This window comes from Halobacterium salinarum DSM 3754 (assembly GCF_008124605.1).
GTDB classification, from domain to species: domain Archaea; phylum Halobacteriota; class Halobacteria; order Halobacteriales; family Halobacteriaceae; genus Halobacterium; species Halobacterium salinarum.
The window spans coordinates 709,691-724,520 of sequence record NZ_VRYN01000001.1; the positions used below are offsets into that span (position 1 = coordinate 709,691).

15 protein-coding genes are annotated in these 14,830 nt (G+C 68.7%); 6 read left to right on the forward strand and 9 right to left on the reverse strand.

Translation table 11 applies throughout. The features are described from left to right. Positions 1-7: 7 nt before the first annotated feature. The 3 genes from uvrB to APQ99_RS03745 all read right to left on the reverse strand — a co-directional run bounded on the left by uvrB (position 8) and on the right by APQ99_RS03745 (position 3,711). Positions 8-2,077, reverse strand: a complete 2,070-nt coding sequence (gene uvrB / locus APQ99_RS03735) for an excinuclease ABC subunit UvrB (RefSeq protein ID WP_136361653.1) — start codon at positions 2,075-2,077, stop codon at positions 8-10. A gap of 47 nt (positions 2,078-2,124) precedes the next feature. Then, complete coding sequence (locus APQ99_RS03740) at positions 2,125-2,757, reverse strand: hypothetical protein (RefSeq protein WP_010903785.1); 633 nt, start codon at positions 2,755-2,757, stop codon at positions 2,125-2,127. Between the two features lie 93 nt (positions 2,758-2,850). Next, entirely contained in the window at positions 2,851-3,711 is an 861-nt protein-coding gene (locus APQ99_RS03745) for a sulfurtransferase (protein WP_346265157.1), read from the reverse strand. A 116-nt stretch (positions 3,712-3,827) separates the two neighbouring features. Between APQ99_RS03745 and APQ99_RS03750 the strand changes: the two genes are divergently transcribed. The 4 genes from APQ99_RS03750 (at position 3,828) to APQ99_RS03765 (ending at position 8,567) form a co-directional block, all read left to right on the forward strand. Continuing rightward, positions 3,828-4,601 carry a sulfurtransferase gene (locus tag APQ99_RS03750; protein WP_136361655.1) on the forward strand — a complete coding sequence of 258 codons (774 nt, stop codon included), beginning with the start codon at positions 3,828-3,830 and terminating at the stop codon, positions 4,599-4,601. A 62-nt stretch (positions 4,602-4,663) separates the two neighbouring features. Next, positions 4,664-5,722 carry a thiamine ABC transporter substrate-binding protein gene (locus APQ99_RS03755; protein WP_136361656.1) on the forward strand — a complete coding sequence of 353 codons (1,059 nt, stop codon included), beginning with the start codon at positions 4,664-4,666 and terminating at the stop codon, positions 5,720-5,722. Next, positions 5,719-7,539, forward strand: coding sequence for an ABC transporter permease (locus APQ99_RS03760; RefSeq protein ID WP_136361657.1), 1,821 nt, complete (start codon positions 5,719-5,721; stop codon positions 7,537-7,539). The genes APQ99_RS03755 and APQ99_RS03760 overlap by 4 nt, the downstream gene beginning before the upstream one ends. Beyond that, complete coding sequence (locus tag APQ99_RS03765) at positions 7,536-8,567, forward strand: ABC transporter ATP-binding protein (protein ID WP_136361658.1); 1,032 nt, start codon at positions 7,536-7,538, stop codon at positions 8,565-8,567. Before APQ99_RS03760 ends, APQ99_RS03765 begins: the two co-directional genes overlap by 4 nt. A gap of 3 nt (positions 8,568-8,570) precedes the next feature. On the opposite strand, the gene APQ99_RS03770 is transcribed toward APQ99_RS03765, so the two are convergent. Next, on the reverse strand, positions 8,571-9,248 hold the full coding sequence (locus APQ99_RS03770) for a class I SAM-dependent methyltransferase (protein ID WP_136361659.1): 678 nt from the start codon (positions 9,246-9,248) through the stop codon (positions 8,571-8,573). Positions 9,249-9,322: 74 nt separating this feature from the next. On the opposite strand from APQ99_RS03770, the gene APQ99_RS03775 reads away from it, so the two are divergent. Together APQ99_RS03775 and APQ99_RS03780 are read left to right on the forward strand one after the other, a co-directional pair. Further along, a complete protein-coding gene (locus tag APQ99_RS03775; RefSeq protein ID WP_136361660.1) occupies positions 9,323-9,754 on the forward strand; it encodes a DUF2391 family protein in 432 nt (143 codons plus the stop codon). A gap of 79 nt (positions 9,755-9,833) precedes the next feature. After that, complete coding sequence (locus APQ99_RS03780) at positions 9,834-10,412, forward strand: DUF7090 family protein (protein WP_136361661.1); 579 nt, start codon at positions 9,834-9,836, stop codon at positions 10,410-10,412. 7 nt (positions 10,413-10,419) lie between these two features. Here APQ99_RS03780 and APQ99_RS03785 read toward each other — a convergent pair whose 3' ends face one another. From APQ99_RS03785 to APQ99_RS03805, 5 genes are all read right to left on the reverse strand, one after another. Next, complete coding sequence (locus tag APQ99_RS03785) at positions 10,420-11,205, reverse strand: DUF7089 family protein (protein ID WP_010903794.1); 786 nt, start codon at positions 11,203-11,205, stop codon at positions 10,420-10,422. A 131-nt stretch (positions 11,206-11,336) separates the two neighbouring features. Continuing rightward, entirely contained in the window at positions 11,337-12,878 is a 1,542-nt protein-coding gene (locus tag APQ99_RS03790) for an MATE family efflux transporter (RefSeq protein WP_136361662.1), read from the reverse strand. 147 nt (positions 12,879-13,025) lie between these two features. Beyond that, positions 13,026-13,694: a Zn-ribbon domain-containing protein gene (locus APQ99_RS03795; RefSeq protein WP_136360902.1), complete on the reverse strand. Its 669-nt coding sequence runs from the start codon at positions 13,692-13,694 to the stop codon at positions 13,026-13,028. Beyond that, positions 13,694-14,092, reverse strand: coding sequence for a DUF2073 domain-containing protein (locus APQ99_RS03800; protein ID WP_012289500.1), 399 nt, complete (start codon positions 14,090-14,092; stop codon positions 13,694-13,696). Before APQ99_RS03800 ends, APQ99_RS03795 begins: the two co-directional genes overlap by 1 nt. A 6-nt stretch (positions 14,093-14,098) precedes the next feature. Further along, positions 14,099-14,743, reverse strand: a complete 645-nt coding sequence (locus APQ99_RS03805; protein WP_012289501.1) for an Era-like GTP-binding protein — start codon at positions 14,741-14,743, stop codon at positions 14,099-14,101. Between the last annotated feature and the right edge of the window lie 87 nt (positions 14,744-14,830).

Here is a 14,830-nt window from a genome sequence, read left to right on the forward strand (position 1 = left end):
GGCTGTCTCACCAGTCCTCGGTTTCGGGTGCGACGCCGCCGGGGTCCTCGGGGGCGTCGCCGCCGTCGAGGTCGAACGCCTCGCGGAGCTCCCGCATGCGGTCGCGGATGTCGGCGGCGAGTTCGAACTCGAGGTTGCTCGCGGCGTCTTCCATGCGTGCTTCGAGGTCCTCGACGAGCAGGGCGGCCTCCTGCTCGTCGCTGGGGGCGTCCCCGGCGACGTCGGCGGTGTCGGTCTCAGCACCGGGGAGGTTCATGTCGCCGACGGCTTTCTCGATGGTGGTCGGTGTGGTGCCGTGGTCCTCGTTGAACGCCCGCTGGATGCGGCGGCGGCGCTGGGTTTCGTCGATGGCGGCCTGCATCGCGTCCGTGGTCTCGTCGGCGTACAGGACGACCTCGCCGTTGACGTTCCGGGCGGCGCGCCCCATCGTCTGCACGAGGCTGGTCTCCGAGCGCAGGAACCCCTGCTGGTCGGCGTCGAGGATCGCCACCAGGCTGACCTCCGGGATGTCCAACCCCTCCCGCAGGAGGTTGATGCCCACGAGCACGTCGTACTCGCCCAGTCTGAGCCCGCGCACGAGTTCGTGGCGCTCCAGGGTGTCCGTCTCGTCGTGCATGTACTCGACGGCCACCCCGGCTTCTTCGAGGTATTCGGTGAGATCCTCGGCCATGCGTTTCGTGAGCGTCGTGACGAGCACGCGCTCGTCGCGGGCAACGCGCTCGTCGATGCGGTCCATGAGGTCCTCGACCTGCCCGGTGGCGTCGGCGATCGAGATGTCGGGGTCGACGAGGTGTGTGGGGCGCACGATCTGCTCGACGACGTTCGCGGACTGCGCGCGCTCGTGGTCGCCCGGCGTCGCGGAGACGTACAGCGTGCGGTCGGTTTTGTCCGCGAACTCCGCGAAGGTCAGCGGGCGGTTGTCGTAGGCCGTCGGCAGCCGGAAGCCGTTGTCCACGAGGCTGTCCTTGCGTGATTTGTCGCCCTCGTACTGGCCCTTGATCTGGGGGACGGTGCGGTGGGACTCGTCGATGACGGTGAGGAAGTCGTCGGGGAAGTAATCGAGCAGCGTGTAGGGGGCGTCCCCGACCTCGCGGTCCGAGAGGTACACCGAGTAGTTCTCGATGCCCAAACAGTAGCCGGCCTCCGCCATCATCTCCAGGTCGAAGGTGGTGCGCTCCTCGATGCGCTGGGCGGCCACCATGTCCCCGGTGCGCTCGAAATGCCGGACGCGCTCGTGCATGTCCGTTCGAATCCGCTCGATCGCCTGCTCCATCTCGGCGTCGGGCACCGAGTAGTGCTCGGCGGGGTGGAACAGGACCGCCGGCTCCTCGCTCTCGACGGTGCCCTCCAGGGGGTCGAGTTTCGCCATGCGGTCGATCTCGTCGCCCCAGAACTCCACCCGCACGGGGTAGCGGCCGTACATCGGGTACACTTCGACGGTGTCGCCCCGGACTCGGAAGGTGCCCTGCGTGAAGTCGACGTCGTTACGGTCGTAGTTCAGGTCCACGAGCTTCGCGAGCAGCTGGTCGCGGCCGATGGACTGCCCGCGCTCGACGCGCAGGCTCATCTCCTCGTAGTTGCGCGGGTCCCCGAGCCCGTAGATCGCGGACACCGACGCCACGACGATGACGTCGTCGCGGGTCAGCAGCGACCGCGTCGCGGAGTGGCGCAGCCGGTCGATCTCGTCGTTGATCGAGGCGTCTTTCTCGATGTACTTGTCGGTCTGCTCGACGTACGCCTCGGGCTGGTAGTAGTTGTAGTAGGAGACGAAATACTCCACGGCGTTGTCGGGGAACAGCGACCGGAACTCCTCGTAGAGCTGTGCGGCAAGCGTCTTGTTGTGCGCGATGACCAGCGTGGGCTGCTGGAGTTCCTCGACGACCCACGAGACGGTGTTGGTCTTCCCGGAGCCGGTCACGCCGAGCAGCGTCTGCTGCTGTGCGCCCTGCTCGTAGCCCGCGACCAGTTCCGCGATGGCGTCGGGCTGGTCGCCCGCCGGGTCGAAGGGCGCTTCGACGCGGAACGGCACGTCGGCCTCGGGTCGGTCCGGCTGGAGGGGGCCGCTGGCGTCACTCATTACACCGGGGTACGTGCGGGGCGCACTTCAGGAGCGCGCCCGGCGGGCTAGCAGACCGGCTTGGGGTTGACGCCCATCGACTCCAGCTGGGCGGTGTACTCGTCGTAGGCCGCCTGGATGGCGGCGTCGGCGGCGTCACTGGCGGTCTGCCAGTCGTCGTCCGCCGCACAGACGGCGTCGAGGAGGTCGAGCGTGCGTTCTAGCTGGTCGTCGAGGTCGCCCTTGAGGTCGCGGAACAGCTGTGCGGTCTGGGGGTCGGCCTGGCCGACGAAAAAGCCCGTGAACTGTTCTTTTGATTTCTCCGTGGCGAGGATGCGCCCCAGGAGGCCGCCGAGGCGAGCGGCAGTGGTGTCGAGGCCCCGGAGGTGGGTGTGCATCGCGTTCGCGTCGTCAGAGGCGGGCTCGTGGGCGTCGAGTTCCCCGCGGACGGCGTCGTAGTGGTCGCGTTCCTCGCTTGCGGTGGTGGCGAACGCCGCCTGGGCGTCGGCGTGGGGTTCGGTGTCCGCCCACGCGGCGAACGTTTCGGCGGCGGCGTATTCGGCGTCCGCGGCGGCCACCAACACCGGGTCAGGGTCCATCTCCCCGCCGGTGTCGGCGTACAGCGACTTCGAGGAGCCGAGCCGCGAGAGCGCGGTGTCGTTGGCCGTGCGGACTGCGTCGTGAAGTTCGCTGGCGTCCATGCTGAGGCGTTGGGGCGCTGGCGGCTTGTATGCTGGCGTCGGCGATCCGGGCGGCCGGCTGCGGGGCGGGTCGCGTCGGTCAGTCGGTGACGCTCACTCGCCGGTCTCGACGGGCGCGCCGACGAGGTTGCCCCACTCCGTCCAGGAGCCGTCGTAGTTGACGGTGTTGTCGTAGCCCAGCAGCTCGTGGAGCGCGAACCACGCGATCGAGGAGCGCTCGCCGATGCGGCAGTACGCGACGGTGGTTTCGTCGCCGTCGATGCCCTGGTCGGCGTACAGCGATCGGAGTTCGTCGGCGGACTTGAACGTGCCGTCGGCGTTGACCGTGGCGGCCCACGAGATGTTCTCCGCGCCGGGGATGTGGCCGCCCCGCTGGGCGGTCTCCTGGAGGCCTGGCGGCGCGAGGATCTCGCCGCTGAACTCCTCGGGCGAGCGCACGTCGACCAGCGGCAGGCCCTTGTCGATGGCGTTCTCGACGTCGTCGCGGTACGCCCGGATGCCCTCGAAGGGGCCACTGGCGTCGTAGTCGGTCGCGGAGAACGACGGCGGCTCCTCGCTGGTCGGGTAGTCGTTGTCCACCCAGTAGTCCCGGCCGCCGTCGAGGAGTTTCACGTCGTCGTGGCCGTAGTATTTGAACTGCCAGTAGGCGTAGGCGGCGAACCAGTTGGAGTTGTCGCCGTAGAGGACGACCGTGGAGTCCTCGGTGATGCCGTGGCTGCCCAGCAGCGATTCGAAGGCGTCCTTGTCGAGGATGTCCCGGGTGGTCTGGTCCTGCAGTTGGGTCTCCCAGTTGAACCCGATGGCACCGGGGGCGTGTGACTCCTCGTAGGCTTCGGTGTCGACGTCGACCTCCACGAGTCGGTGGTCGGGGTCGTCGCTCCGGAACTGGTCGAGGCGGTCGTCGACCCAGTCGGCGGTGACGAGTACGTCGGTGGCGTAATCTGCCATACGCAATGGGTGAACGCCCACGTACATAACTCTCGGTGCCGGCGGCGAAAACCCCCCATTCGTGTGGGGTCGTGGTGCCGGAGGCCGGAGTGCTATACGCCGGCGGCTCGAACGGGTGAGTGATGTCGGACAACTGGGTGGTGACACCGGACTGGCTCGACGAACAGGACGACGCGTCGGTGCGTGTGGTGGACGTGCGCGACGCCTGGGAGTACGACGGCATCGGACACGTGCCGGGCGCGGTGAACGTGCCCTTCGATGCGTTCCGGAGCGCGGACGGTCCACAGGGGATGCTGCCGCCGGCCGAGGAGTGGGCGGCGGTGCTGTCGGCGGCGGGCGTCGAGCGCGGGGACACGCTGGTGGCGTACGACGACACCCACGGCGTGTTCGCGGCGCGGTTCCTCGTGACGGCGCTGTACCACGGGCACGACGACGTGGCGGTGTTGGACGGGGATTACAGCGCGTGGGTGCGCGAGCACGAAACCACGACCGGGACGCCGGAAGTAGAAGAAACGACGTACGAGCCCGGTGAGCGGGGCGTTGACGTGTTCGTGGGGACCGAGGCGGTGGCTGACGCGGCCGCCAGCGATGCGGCCGTGGTCGTTGACACGCGGGACCCGGCGGAGTTCGCCGACGGCCACATTCCGGACGCGGTGAACGTCACGTGGACGGCGTTCGTCGACGACGACACGCGGGGGTTGAAATCCCGGGCGGCGATCGAGGACGTGCTGGCCGAGCACGGCATCACGCGCGAGGACCGGGTGGTGTTGTACTGCAACACGGCGCGCCGGATCAGCCACACGTTCGTGGTGTTGCGGTCGCTGGGGTTCACCGACGTGTCGTTCTACGAGGGGAGCGTGCGGGCGTGGACGGCGGCCGGCCGGTCGCTGGTGTAGCGCGGCCGACGGCCGGGTGTGGAGCGACGGGCTTAACCACAACCCTATTTAACAACCCGGTAATGAGACGCCGTGACTACCTGCGGGCGGTGGGTGGTGGGGCCACCGGAGTGGCTGCCGCGGGCTGCCTGCAGATGGGCGGCAACAGCGCGGAGACGCTGCGGGTCGGAACCTACGACTCGTTCGTCGGCGAGGGGGCGGCGGGCCGCTGGCTGAAAGCGCAGTGGGAGGCCGACCACGAGACGACCGTGGAGTTCACCACGCCGACCGCCGGCGTCAACGAGTTCGTGAACAAGAAGCGCAACGGCGTGGGGATCGACGCGGATCTGTTCGTCGGCCTGAACACGGGGGAGCTGGTGCGCATCGACAACGAGCTCGGGGACGACACGCGGTTGTTCGACGGGCTGGCGGCCGACGTGTCCCGCAGCAGCGAGATCAAAGAGGCGCTTCACATCGACCCGGCGGGCCGCGCGCTCACCTACGACACCGGCTACATTTCGTTGGTGTACGACGGCACGGTCGTGGACGCCCCCGAGACGTTCGAAGCGTTGACGACCGAGCCGTACGCGGGGACGCTGCTCACGCAGACCGCCCAGAACAGCGACCCAGGGCGGGCGTTCCTGCTGTGGACGATCCACGAGTTCGGCCCGGACGGCTACCTGGACTACTGGACGCGCCTGGTGGACAACGACGTGCGCGTGCTCAACGGCTGGTCGGAGTCGTACACCGCGTTCACGGAGGGTGAGCGCCCGATAGTGGTGTCGTACTCGACGGATCGAGTGATCTACAACGACCCCGACGACCTCCCACATCACCGGGTGGGCTTCCTGAACGATCAGGGGTATATCAATCCCGAGGCGGTCGCGCGGTTCGCTGACACCGACACCCCGGAGGTCGCGGCGGAGTTCGTGGAGTTCATGCTGTCGCCGGAGCGCCAGCAGGGGATCGCGGAGCGGAACGCCCAGTTCCCGGCGACCGAAACCGCCAGCCTGCCGGCGGACGTCGCGGAGTACGGCTACGAGCCGCCGGAGCCGGTGCGGTTGACGTACGACGAGCTGGCTGGGAGCGTCGCGGAGTGGACGGAGACGTGGGCCCAGCGGATCGCCACGAACGTCGAATGAGGCGGCAGTCCGGCGTGAGCGTCGTCGACCGGTACGCGGTGCCGGCTGCGGGTGTGGCGACGCTTGCCGTGCTCGCGGTGGTGTTTTACTATCCGGTCGGCACCGTGTTCGCGGCGGCGCTCGGCCCCGACAACCCCGTTTTGGCGGTGCTCACGTCGGAGTTCTACATGGGCGCTGCCCACGGCGTGTTCGCACACCCGCTGTCGGTGCCGGGGGACGTGGCTGCGTGGGCGCACGCGACGGACGTGCGCGTCGGGTGGAGTGGGTGGCTGCCCGCGATCACGGTCGTGCATCCCGGTGTCAGCCTCGGGCTGGTGGGGTTCACGGCGTACCAGGCGGTGCTGTCGACGGTGGCGAGCGTGGCACTGGGGCTGCCGGGTGCGTACGTGCTTGCGCGCTTCGAGTTCCCCGGGCGGCGGACGCTGCGGTCGCTGACGATCCTGCCGTTCGTGTTGCCGTCGATCATGGTGGTGGTCGGGTTCGTGGCGACGTTCGGACAGCACGGCACGGTCAACGACGCGCTGGCAGCGCTGGGTGTCGGACGCGTCCAGTTCCTGTACACGCTGCAGATCGTGGTGGTCGCACACGCGTTCTACAACGCGCCGCTGGTCACGCGCATGGTGGCCTCGGCGTGGGAGACCGTCGACGCCAGCGCCGTGGAGACCGCGCGGTCGCTGGGGGCCAGTCCGCTGCGGGCGTTCCGTGACGTGGTGGTCCCGCAGTTGGTGCCGGCGATCGCCGCCAGCGCGCTGTTGACGTTCGTGTTCACGTTCATGTCGTTCCCCATCGTGCTGGCGTTGGGCGGGCTGAAGCTGGCGACCGTGGAGGTGTGGCTGTACGCCCGCATCCAGCAGTTCGACTACGGCACGGCGGCGGCGCTCGCGACGCTCGAAACCGGGCTCTCGCTGGCGTTGATGTACGTGTATCTGCGGTACGAGGGCCGGCAGTCGGCCGCGAGTGCCGGCGGCAGGTCCCGCCCCCGCAAGCGCCTGTTGGGGGCGTCGGGGGGACGCGAGTGGGCGCTTCGGCTGGCGGGAGTGGGCTACGCGGTGGTGGTGGCGGTGGTGTTCGTCGCGCCCGTGGTGTCGATGGTGGCGGCGAGCGTGGGCGGGGTGACGGACCCGACGCTGCGGTGGTGGCGGTTCCTGGGCACGCGACAGGCCAGCGGCCGCACGCAGCCGGCGACCGCCGTCTGGTATTCGATCGTCTTCGGCGTGGGGGCGCTTGCGGTTGCGCTGCCGATGGGGGTGGTCGTGGGGGCGTTCTCGGCGCGGGGCGGCCGCGGGCGGCGGCTCGTGGACGCGGCGCTGATGGCGCCCGTCGCGGTGTCCGGGGTGGTCGTCGGCTTCGGACTGTTGCAGTCGCTCGCGTTCGGGGTCGACATCGCCGGCACGCGGGTGCAACTGGTTGGGCCGCTGGTGGTGGTGTGCGCGCACGCGATCGCGGGCTATCCGTTCGTGGTGCGGAACGTCGCGCCGATGCTGGCGGCGGTCGACAGCCGGGTGGTGGAGTCCGCGCGGGCGCTGGGTGCGAGCCGGGGGCGCGCGCTGTGGGACGTGGAGTTGCCGCTCGTGTGGCCGGGCGTGGTGGCGGGCGCGGCGTTCGCGTTCGCGATCAGCATCGGGGAGTTCGATTCGACGGTGATCCTGGCCAACGAGTCCGTGTACACGATGCCGGTGGCGCTCAAGCGGTTCCTGATCGATCGGACCGCGGGGCCAAGCACCGGCCCGGCGGCGGCGATGGGGACGGTGTTGTTGGTGGTGACGGCCGCCAGTTTCGTGGTGATCGACCGCGTCGGGGGTCGATATCAGCCATGACGAGCGTGGAGCTACAGGGGTTGGTGCGTGCGTTCGGGTCGACGACGACGGCGGTCGACGACGTCTCAGTCTCCATCGCCGACGGCGAGTTCTTCACGTTGGTGGGGCCGTCGGGCTGCGGGAAGACCACGACGCTGCGCCTGATCGCGGGGTTCGAGACGCCGGACCGCGGGGAGATCGTGTTCGGGGATCGGTCGGTGGGTGGGGTGCCGCCCGAGGACCGCGACGTGGGGATCGTGTTCCAGAGTTACGCGCTGTTCCCGCACATGACCGTGCGCGAGAACGTCGCCTACGGCCTGCGGTTCCGGGAGCCACCGGGCGGGGCGTCGACCGAGGAGCGCGTCAGCGAGTTGCTGTCGCTGGTCGATCTGGCGGGAACCGGCGACCGGGAGCCGGCGGCGCTGTCCGGCGGGCAACAGCAGCGCGTGGCGCTAGCGCGCGCGCTCGCGCCAGGGCCGAGCGTGTTGCTGTTGGACGAGCCGATGAGCGCGCTGGATGCGCGGCTGCGCGACCGGCTGCGTGGCACGATCAAGGAGATCCAGCGCGAACTCGATATCACGACCGTCTACGTCACGCACGATCAGGCCGAGGCGTTGTCGATCTCCGACCGCGTGGCGGTGATGCGTGACGGTGCGGTGGTCCAGGTCGGCACGCCGGAGGCGGTCTACCGAGAGCCGTCCTCGCGGTTCGTCGCGGAGTTCGTCGGCGAGAACAACGTCGTGTCGGGGACGGCGGTTCCACTCGAAACAGGGGGGTCGAGTGTGTCAGTCAATGGCGTGACGTTCGAGCTGTCGGAGTGCGTGACGGGGGACGTCGCCGTCGGTCTGCGGCCGGAGGCGTTGTCCTTCGGTTCGGGTGGAGTCGGGTTCGATGTCACCGTCGAGCGCACGGCGTTCCGGGGTGACACCTACACGGTGTACTGTGACTGGGCCGGCACTGAACTGCTCGTCACCACGCCCGACCCGCCGGACCGCGGCCCGGCGACCGTGAGCGTTGCGTCCGGGGGCATCGACGTGCTTCCGGAGTAGCTGTCAGGGAGCCACGCCAACCGTCAACAGCGTGCCGAACGTGCGGTAGCGCTCGACCATGTCCGCGCGGCTGTCGAAGCCCTCGTGGGGGAACTCGCTGGCGGCGGGGATGTCGATCTCCGTGTCCGCGATCAGGTCCTGCGCGGCGACGTGCAGGCCCGCCCCCCGGAACGCCTCGCGGTACGTGGCGCGATCCCAGCGGGTCATCTCGACGCTGATGGAGTCCTGCCAGTCGTGGCTGTGGACGTTCTCCTCGTAGTAGTTCACGCCGCAGTAGAACGTCCCGCCGGGGTTCAGGACGCGCCGGATCTCCGCGAGGGTTTCGCGGGGGTCGCTGGCGTAGTAGAACGCTTCGAAGCTGAACACGTGGTCGATGGCGTCGTCGGCGAACGGCAGGCTCCCGAAGTCACCGACGACGTACGCGAGGTCGTCGTCGTCGGTGTACGTGCGGGCGTTGGCCGCCATCTCGGGGGCACCGTCGAGGCCGTACCCACGGGCGACGCCGCGCTCGCGGAGCGCGCGCACCGCGTACCCGCTGCCGGTCCCGAGATCGAGGACGGTGTCGTCGTCCTCGACGGGCATCCGCGCGAGCACGTCTTTGGCGGTGTGCCAATGGCGGTCCTCCATGCCCTTGTCGCGGCCCGAGGCGGCCCACTCGTCGAACTCCTCGCGAACACTCATAGGAGTGGCATGCACGCCGACCGGCAAAACGCCACCGGACGGCATTTGGCCGGTGGCCGCGAACGCACCACGAGATGAGTGGAAACCGGTACGCGTACGCGGACACCGTCCAGCAGGTCGTCGGCGGGGTCCTGCTGGCGGGGCCGTTTGTCGTCACCGAGGAAGTGTGGCTGCTTGCCAGCCGGATGCAGTGGTATCACAGCACCATCGTCGTGGGGGTCGTGGCGGCCATCGGGTACAGCGCCCTGTACACCGCCGACGACGGCCGCGACCCCGACCGGGAGGTCGACGTGGTCGGCGTTCCCGTGCGGTTCGTCTCCCTGATGGTGGTGTCGTTCGGGTCCGTGCTCGCGCTGTCGGTGGTGCTCACCGCACCCACGACGTTCGCCGCGGAACTCGGCGTCGGGTCCAGCGTGGCCGTGGTCGGCGTGTTGGCTGCCAAGGCGGCGTCGGTCAGCGCGCTGTTCAGCGTCGTGGGCGCGGCCACCGCCGACAGCCTGCTGTGAGCCGCCAGCGGTGGGGCGGGTCGCCGGCCATGCGGTGTGCACCCGTATGATTAAGATGACGGGTGCGCTTCGCCACGGTATGGACTACGAGCTCGCCATCGAGGGCACCCCGGACGCAGTGCCGGGCGGCACGGTCGCATTGCTCATTCATCCGTCCACCGGTGCGACCGACCGCATGGACACCGACTTCCTGAAAGCCGACACCGATCACTTCCTCGTGGTGTCGACGCGCACCACTGCCCGCGAGGTCACACAGAAACTCGAATACTACGACGTCGACGAGGACCGCGCGGAGATCCTGGACACGCTGTCCGTCGAACACGGCTACTCGCGGCGAGCCGCCTCCCACATCCGGTACGTCTCCCGGCCCGGGGACGTCGACGGGATCCTGGCGTCCATCGACGAGTTCCTCACCGACACCGACGGCAAGCGTCGGGTGAGCTTCGACTCGCTGACCGAGCTCGCGTACTACGCCGACGAACACCAAGCTCTCGATGCGTTGCAGCGGCTGCGTGGGATCGTGGAGCGCCACGACGCCACCGCCCTGGTGCACGTGTCCGCGGAGGTCCACGACGAGGACGCGCTGAGCCGGTTCCGCGACGCCAGCGATCTCGTCGTCGAACTCGACGCCGACGGCACCGTGAGAACGGACCGCTGACGGCCGCCTACGCGTCGGTGTCGGCCGCGAACAGCTTTTCGGCCCACGTGACGGCGTACTCGCTGCCGTGGCGTCGGAACGCCGGCGAGTCGAGCGCCGCGAACGGGGTGGGCACGTCGACATCGTGTTTGACGGCGCTGCACGCCAGTTCGGCGGCGTCGGCGAACGACGTGGTGCCGTGGGCGAGCTCCCCGGACAGCCCGTCGAGCCGCGGCCGAATGCGCTCGCCGGCGTCCACCCAGGCGTCGTACAGGCGGGGGAAGTCGGCGTCCCAGGTCTCGAACTCGGGGCGCGTGTGCAGCCCGCGGAACGCGGTTGCGGCGGCGGCGGCGGTCTGGTAGACCGCCACCGGGTCGCCGTCGACGGCCGCGGCGAACGCCGGATACGCCGAGCCGAAAAGCCCGAGGAACCGCTCGGGCAGTCCGAGACCGGCCGCGACCAGCGCCTCCGCGACGAGGAAGTCGGCGAACTCGCTGGGGGTGCCTTCGATGCGGGCTTTCACGAACACCACCGGCGGCTCTGTCTGGGTCGTCCACGCGACGGCACCGTCGCCGGGCATTCCAACGACGAACTCCCGGGTGGCCAGCTGCGTCAGCAACGCCGGGCTGTCGGCGGGCAGCCAGTCGGTGTCGTACTCGTGTGGCGTGAGATCGTCGATCACCGGGAGCACGTCGTCGCGGTGCTCGGGGGACAGCGTCTCGAAGTCCGCGTCACAGTCGAGGACGACGGCGTCCGGGGCGTAGGCGTCCCGGACGGCCGCGAGCTCGCCGTCGAGGGCGCGCTCGGTGAACATTACGCCACGTTCACCAGCACGAGCAGGGAGAGAACGGCGGCGATAGCGACGGTCGACACGACGACTTTCGTTGGCGTGCTCATGGAGTGACGTTCGGCGTCCATTCCTTAAATCCGTGGCGTTCGTGGGTGTCAGTCGGCGGCCGCGGTGGGGGTGCCGTACGCCCGCCAGGCGCCCGACCGGAAGCGCACGAAGTTGACCGCGGCGCGCGTGTACATGTCGCCGACGATCGCGAGGAAGATCGCGGCGAACCCCCAGCCGAGCCCGGGGGCCACGGTGAAACCGGGGATGGTGAGCACGCCCAACGCGATCGTCGGCGTGGTGACGGGGCCGACGGAGAGCGAGTGCACGGTGGCGTCGATCACCCACGGGCCGGCGGAGACGACCTGGCCGGGGTCGAGCGCCAGGAACGCCAGCGGGAGGCGGACGATGTACGTCCCGATCAGTCCGCCGTACAGCGGCCAACGGGTGTCGCCGGCCCCGCGGAGCGCGCCGCGGAGCGTGCGCGCCACGGAGAACCCGGCGACGCTGAGCCCGAAGATGCGGATGAACGTCACGGTCAGGGAGAACCGATCGGGGGTGAACGCGGACGCGATGGGGCCCGCAGCCACGAACAGCAGCGCGCCGATGATGAGTTGGGTGGCCAGCGCGACGCGCAGCGTCTGCCAGCCGTAGGCGGCCGCCTCATCGGGGTCGCCGGCGCCGAGTTGCTGACCGACGAGCGTCGATGACGCCGTCGAATACCCCCACGCGGGCATCAACGCCAACAGCATCACGCGGCGGCCGATGGCGTAGGCGGCGACCACCTGGTGGCTGAACAGCCCGAGGACGAACAGGAACGGGAACCGGCCGAACGTCCGGGAGAGCCGGGTGCCCGCCAGCGGGAGGGAGACGCGAACGATCTCGCTGGCGACGCCCCAGTCCCACTGCTTGCCGCTGAACGAGAGGGTGACATCCCAGCGCCCGGAGAGCAGGACGGCGAAGAACACGATGCCGGCGACGGCGTTGGCGATCGCGGTCCCCCAGGCGGCGCCGACGACGCCCAGCTCGGGGAACACCCAGATCCCGAAGATGAGCACCGCGTTCAACGCGATGTTCGTGGGGAGGGTGATGAGCCGAACGTACATCGGCGTCCGGGTGTCGCCGGCACCGGCGAGCGCCCGCGACGCCGTCATCCCCCAGAACCGGAACACGACGGTCAGCATCACCACGCGGAGGTACGCCGCACCCAACTCGATGATCTCGGGGTTGCTGTTGAGCAACCCGATCATCGAGTCGGCGTACACCCAGGTGCCGGCGGTGATGGGCAACGACACCAGCAACGCCAGCCACAGCGACTGCTTGATCGCGAAGTTGGCGCCGGCGTGGTCGTCAGCACCTTTGAACCGGGAGACGACACTGATCGTGCCGGACGTGAGCGCGAGCGCGAGCCCGAACGGAATGAAGTAATACTGGAAGCCGATTTCGAGGGCGGCGACCGCGGTCGAGCCGGTGGCGATACTCACCATGAAGAAGTCGGCGGTCCGCAGCAGCGTCCGGAGGCCGCCGGTTACCATCGCGGGGACAGCCAGATCGAAGGCCTCCTCGCCCCTGCGACGGTCGACGAGACCGAGACGCGCCAGGAACGCTGGGAACAGCGCCAGCAGTGCCTGCGCGCGGTTGCGAAGAGACATGTGTGTAGGCTGGCGGGCTACAGGGCAAAACAACTTCTGCACTCGGCAGCACTGCGGCGTGAAAACTACGGCGTGCGACCGTGAAACAGTCGCATACTACCGTTTCACGGTGTGGTCTGTCGGGCAGGACGCGGGTGGGACTGCGGGCTATTCGACGTCGGTCGGATCGGCTGCCTCCCAGGCGTCCGGAACCTCGATGACGTACTGGCCGTCCTCCTGGAGCGCGATGATGTACTCCTGGCGGTCGTACAGCTCCATGAGGTTGAGCTCGTACTGGCCGGGGGCGACGATGCGGATGGACTCGAACTGGTCGTTGAGTTCCTCGCGGAGGTCTTCCAGGTCGGGCTCCGCCTCGTCGGTGTCGGGCTCCTCGACGACGCGGCCGTCCGTGGGTTGGTCGGGAAGCGTGGACACGTCGACGACCTCGCTGCGGGCGGTTGCTTGCGCGCCGTCCTCGTCGTCGGGTGTTGCGGCGCGAACACCGGGGTCGGCGTCGGGCGCGGTCGCGCCCGGACTGTCGGCTGCCGGGTCGGACTGCGTGTCGCCCTCGTCGTCGGGTGTCGGATCGTCGGCGGGTGTGTCTGCCTCGGCGACGGCGTCACGGACGCGGTCGGCGGCGCGGCCGACAGCGCCCGAGACCGTACTGGAGTCGGCGTCCGAGCCGTCGGATGGCGTGGGGTCACCGCTGGGACTGTCCGCAGGGATCTCGCTGGGATGGTACTGGAACTTGTTGCCGCCGCAGTCCGGACACCCCGACAGCATCTCCTTGGAGCCGTCCGCGAAGACGTGCCCGCAGTTCGTGCATTGGTGGGGCATTACTGGCGGGAGATGAGCGCGCTGATCAGCGTCTCATCCTTGTGGAGGGATTGGATCTGGTTCGCCGGCCCGATGACGGTCAGTTTCGACGTCTCCTGGGCACCCATGAGCCGCCCGAGGAGAGTGGTGTTCGAGGTTTCGGACTGGGGGAAGCTCTCGATCTCGATGCCGGAGAACCCGTCGGGGTTGATCTCGCTCATCGTGACTTCGATGAGCTTCGACTCCTCGTCGGGGGTCAGTCCGGACTCCAGGACGACGATGTCACCCTCCCGGACGCTGTCGAGGATGAGTCGGATCTTCTCCATGGAGGTCTTGCCGTTCATCCGCTCGGTGCTGATGAGGTCGACCTGAACGCCGTCCTGTGGTCCGTCGCCGCTGCTGCTGGTTGTTTCTGGCATGTGCGGTCACCCGAAGTACGCCGCGATCTTGTCGTAGACCTCGTCCATGTTCTCGCCCTCCAACGCCGACAGCGGGATCGTCTCGTGTTGGGGGAAGGCGTTGGACACGCGTTGGATGTTGGCGTCGTCCAGGTCGGTTTTGTTCGCGAGGATGAGCACGGGCAGATCTCGGCTCTCGATGATGCCGATGAGCATCGTGTTCACCTGCGTGAACGGGTCGTTGGTGGCGTCGAGCACGTAGATGACGCCGTCGACGTCCTCCCGCAGCCAGTGCATCGCCTCGGCGACGCCTTCGGTGGCCTCCCGAGAGCGCCGGACGGCCTCGTCTTTCTCCATGTCGTGGTCGAGGAACTGCGAGTAGTCGACTTTCGTCGTCACGCCGGGCGTGTCGACGATGTCGATGGTGACCGTCTTGCCGTTGCGCTCGATTTCGACGTTTTCCTTGCGGCGGGCGCGCCGCGTCTCGTGGGGAATGTGGCTCTCCGGACCGACGGCGTCACCCGTCCAGTCGCGGGCGATGCGGTTTGCAAGCGTTGTTTTCCCGGCGTTGGGCGGTCCATAAATCCCGATTCGTTTCGGCTCCGAGTCGTCGGCGAACAGACTCGCCGTGACCCGAGAGACGCTGTCGCGTAAGTCTGCGAACAGTCCCATCCTTGCTCTCCATTCGCACCCCATGCCTTGTATGTTTGACGCAGGACGTGTCTGGATGCGTATAAAACCCCAGTGAGAGGGCGTAAA

Coding starts and splice junctions, on each gene's coding strand:
- APQ99_RS03770 (WP_136361659.1), bottom strand. CDS start 9,248: ATGAGTGTTCGCGAGGAGTTCGACGAGTGGGCCGCCTCGGGCCGCGAC.
- APQ99_RS03795 (WP_136360902.1), bottom strand. CDS start 13,694: ATGCCCCACCAATGCACGAACTGCGGGCACGTCTTCGCGGACGGCTCC.
- APQ99_RS03755 (WP_136361656.1), top strand. CDS start 4,664: ATGAGACGCCGTGACTACCTGCGGGCGGTGGGTGGTGGGGCCACCGGA.
- APQ99_RS03800 (WP_012289500.1), bottom strand. CDS start 14,092: ATGCCAGAAACAACCAGCAGCAGCGGCGACGGACCACAGGACGGCGTT.
- APQ99_RS03750 (WP_136361655.1), top strand. CDS start 3,828: ATGTCGGACAACTGGGTGGTGACACCGGACTGGCTCGACGAACAGGAC.
- APQ99_RS03780 (WP_136361661.1), top strand. CDS start 9,834: ATGGACTACGAGCTCGCCATCGAGGGCACCCCGGACGCAGTGCCGGGC.
- uvrB (WP_136361653.1), bottom strand. CDS start 2,077: ATGAGTGACGCCAGCGGCCCCCTCCAGCCGGACCGACCCGAGGCCGAC.
- APQ99_RS03760 (WP_136361657.1), top strand. CDS start 5,719: ATGAGGCGGCAGTCCGGCGTGAGCGTCGTCGACCGGTACGCGGTGCCG.
- APQ99_RS03785 (WP_010903794.1), bottom strand. CDS start 11,205: ATGTTCACCGAGCGCGCCCTCGACGGCGAGCTCGCGGCCGTCCGGGAC.
- APQ99_RS03775 (WP_136361660.1), top strand. CDS start 9,323: ATGAGTGGAAACCGGTACGCGTACGCGGACACCGTCCAGCAGGTCGTC.
- APQ99_RS03805 (WP_012289501.1), bottom strand. CDS start 14,743: ATGGGACTGTTCGCAGACTTACGCGACAGCGTCTCTCGGGTCACGGCG.
- APQ99_RS03790 (WP_136361662.1), bottom strand. CDS start 12,878: ATGTCTCTTCGCAACCGCGCGCAGGCACTGCTGGCGCTGTTCCCAGCG.
- APQ99_RS03740 (WP_010903785.1), bottom strand. CDS start 2,757: ATGGACGCCAGCGAACTTCACGACGCAGTCCGCACGGCCAACGACACC.
- APQ99_RS03765 (WP_136361658.1), top strand. CDS start 7,536: ATGACGAGCGTGGAGCTACAGGGGTTGGTGCGTGCGTTCGGGTCGACG.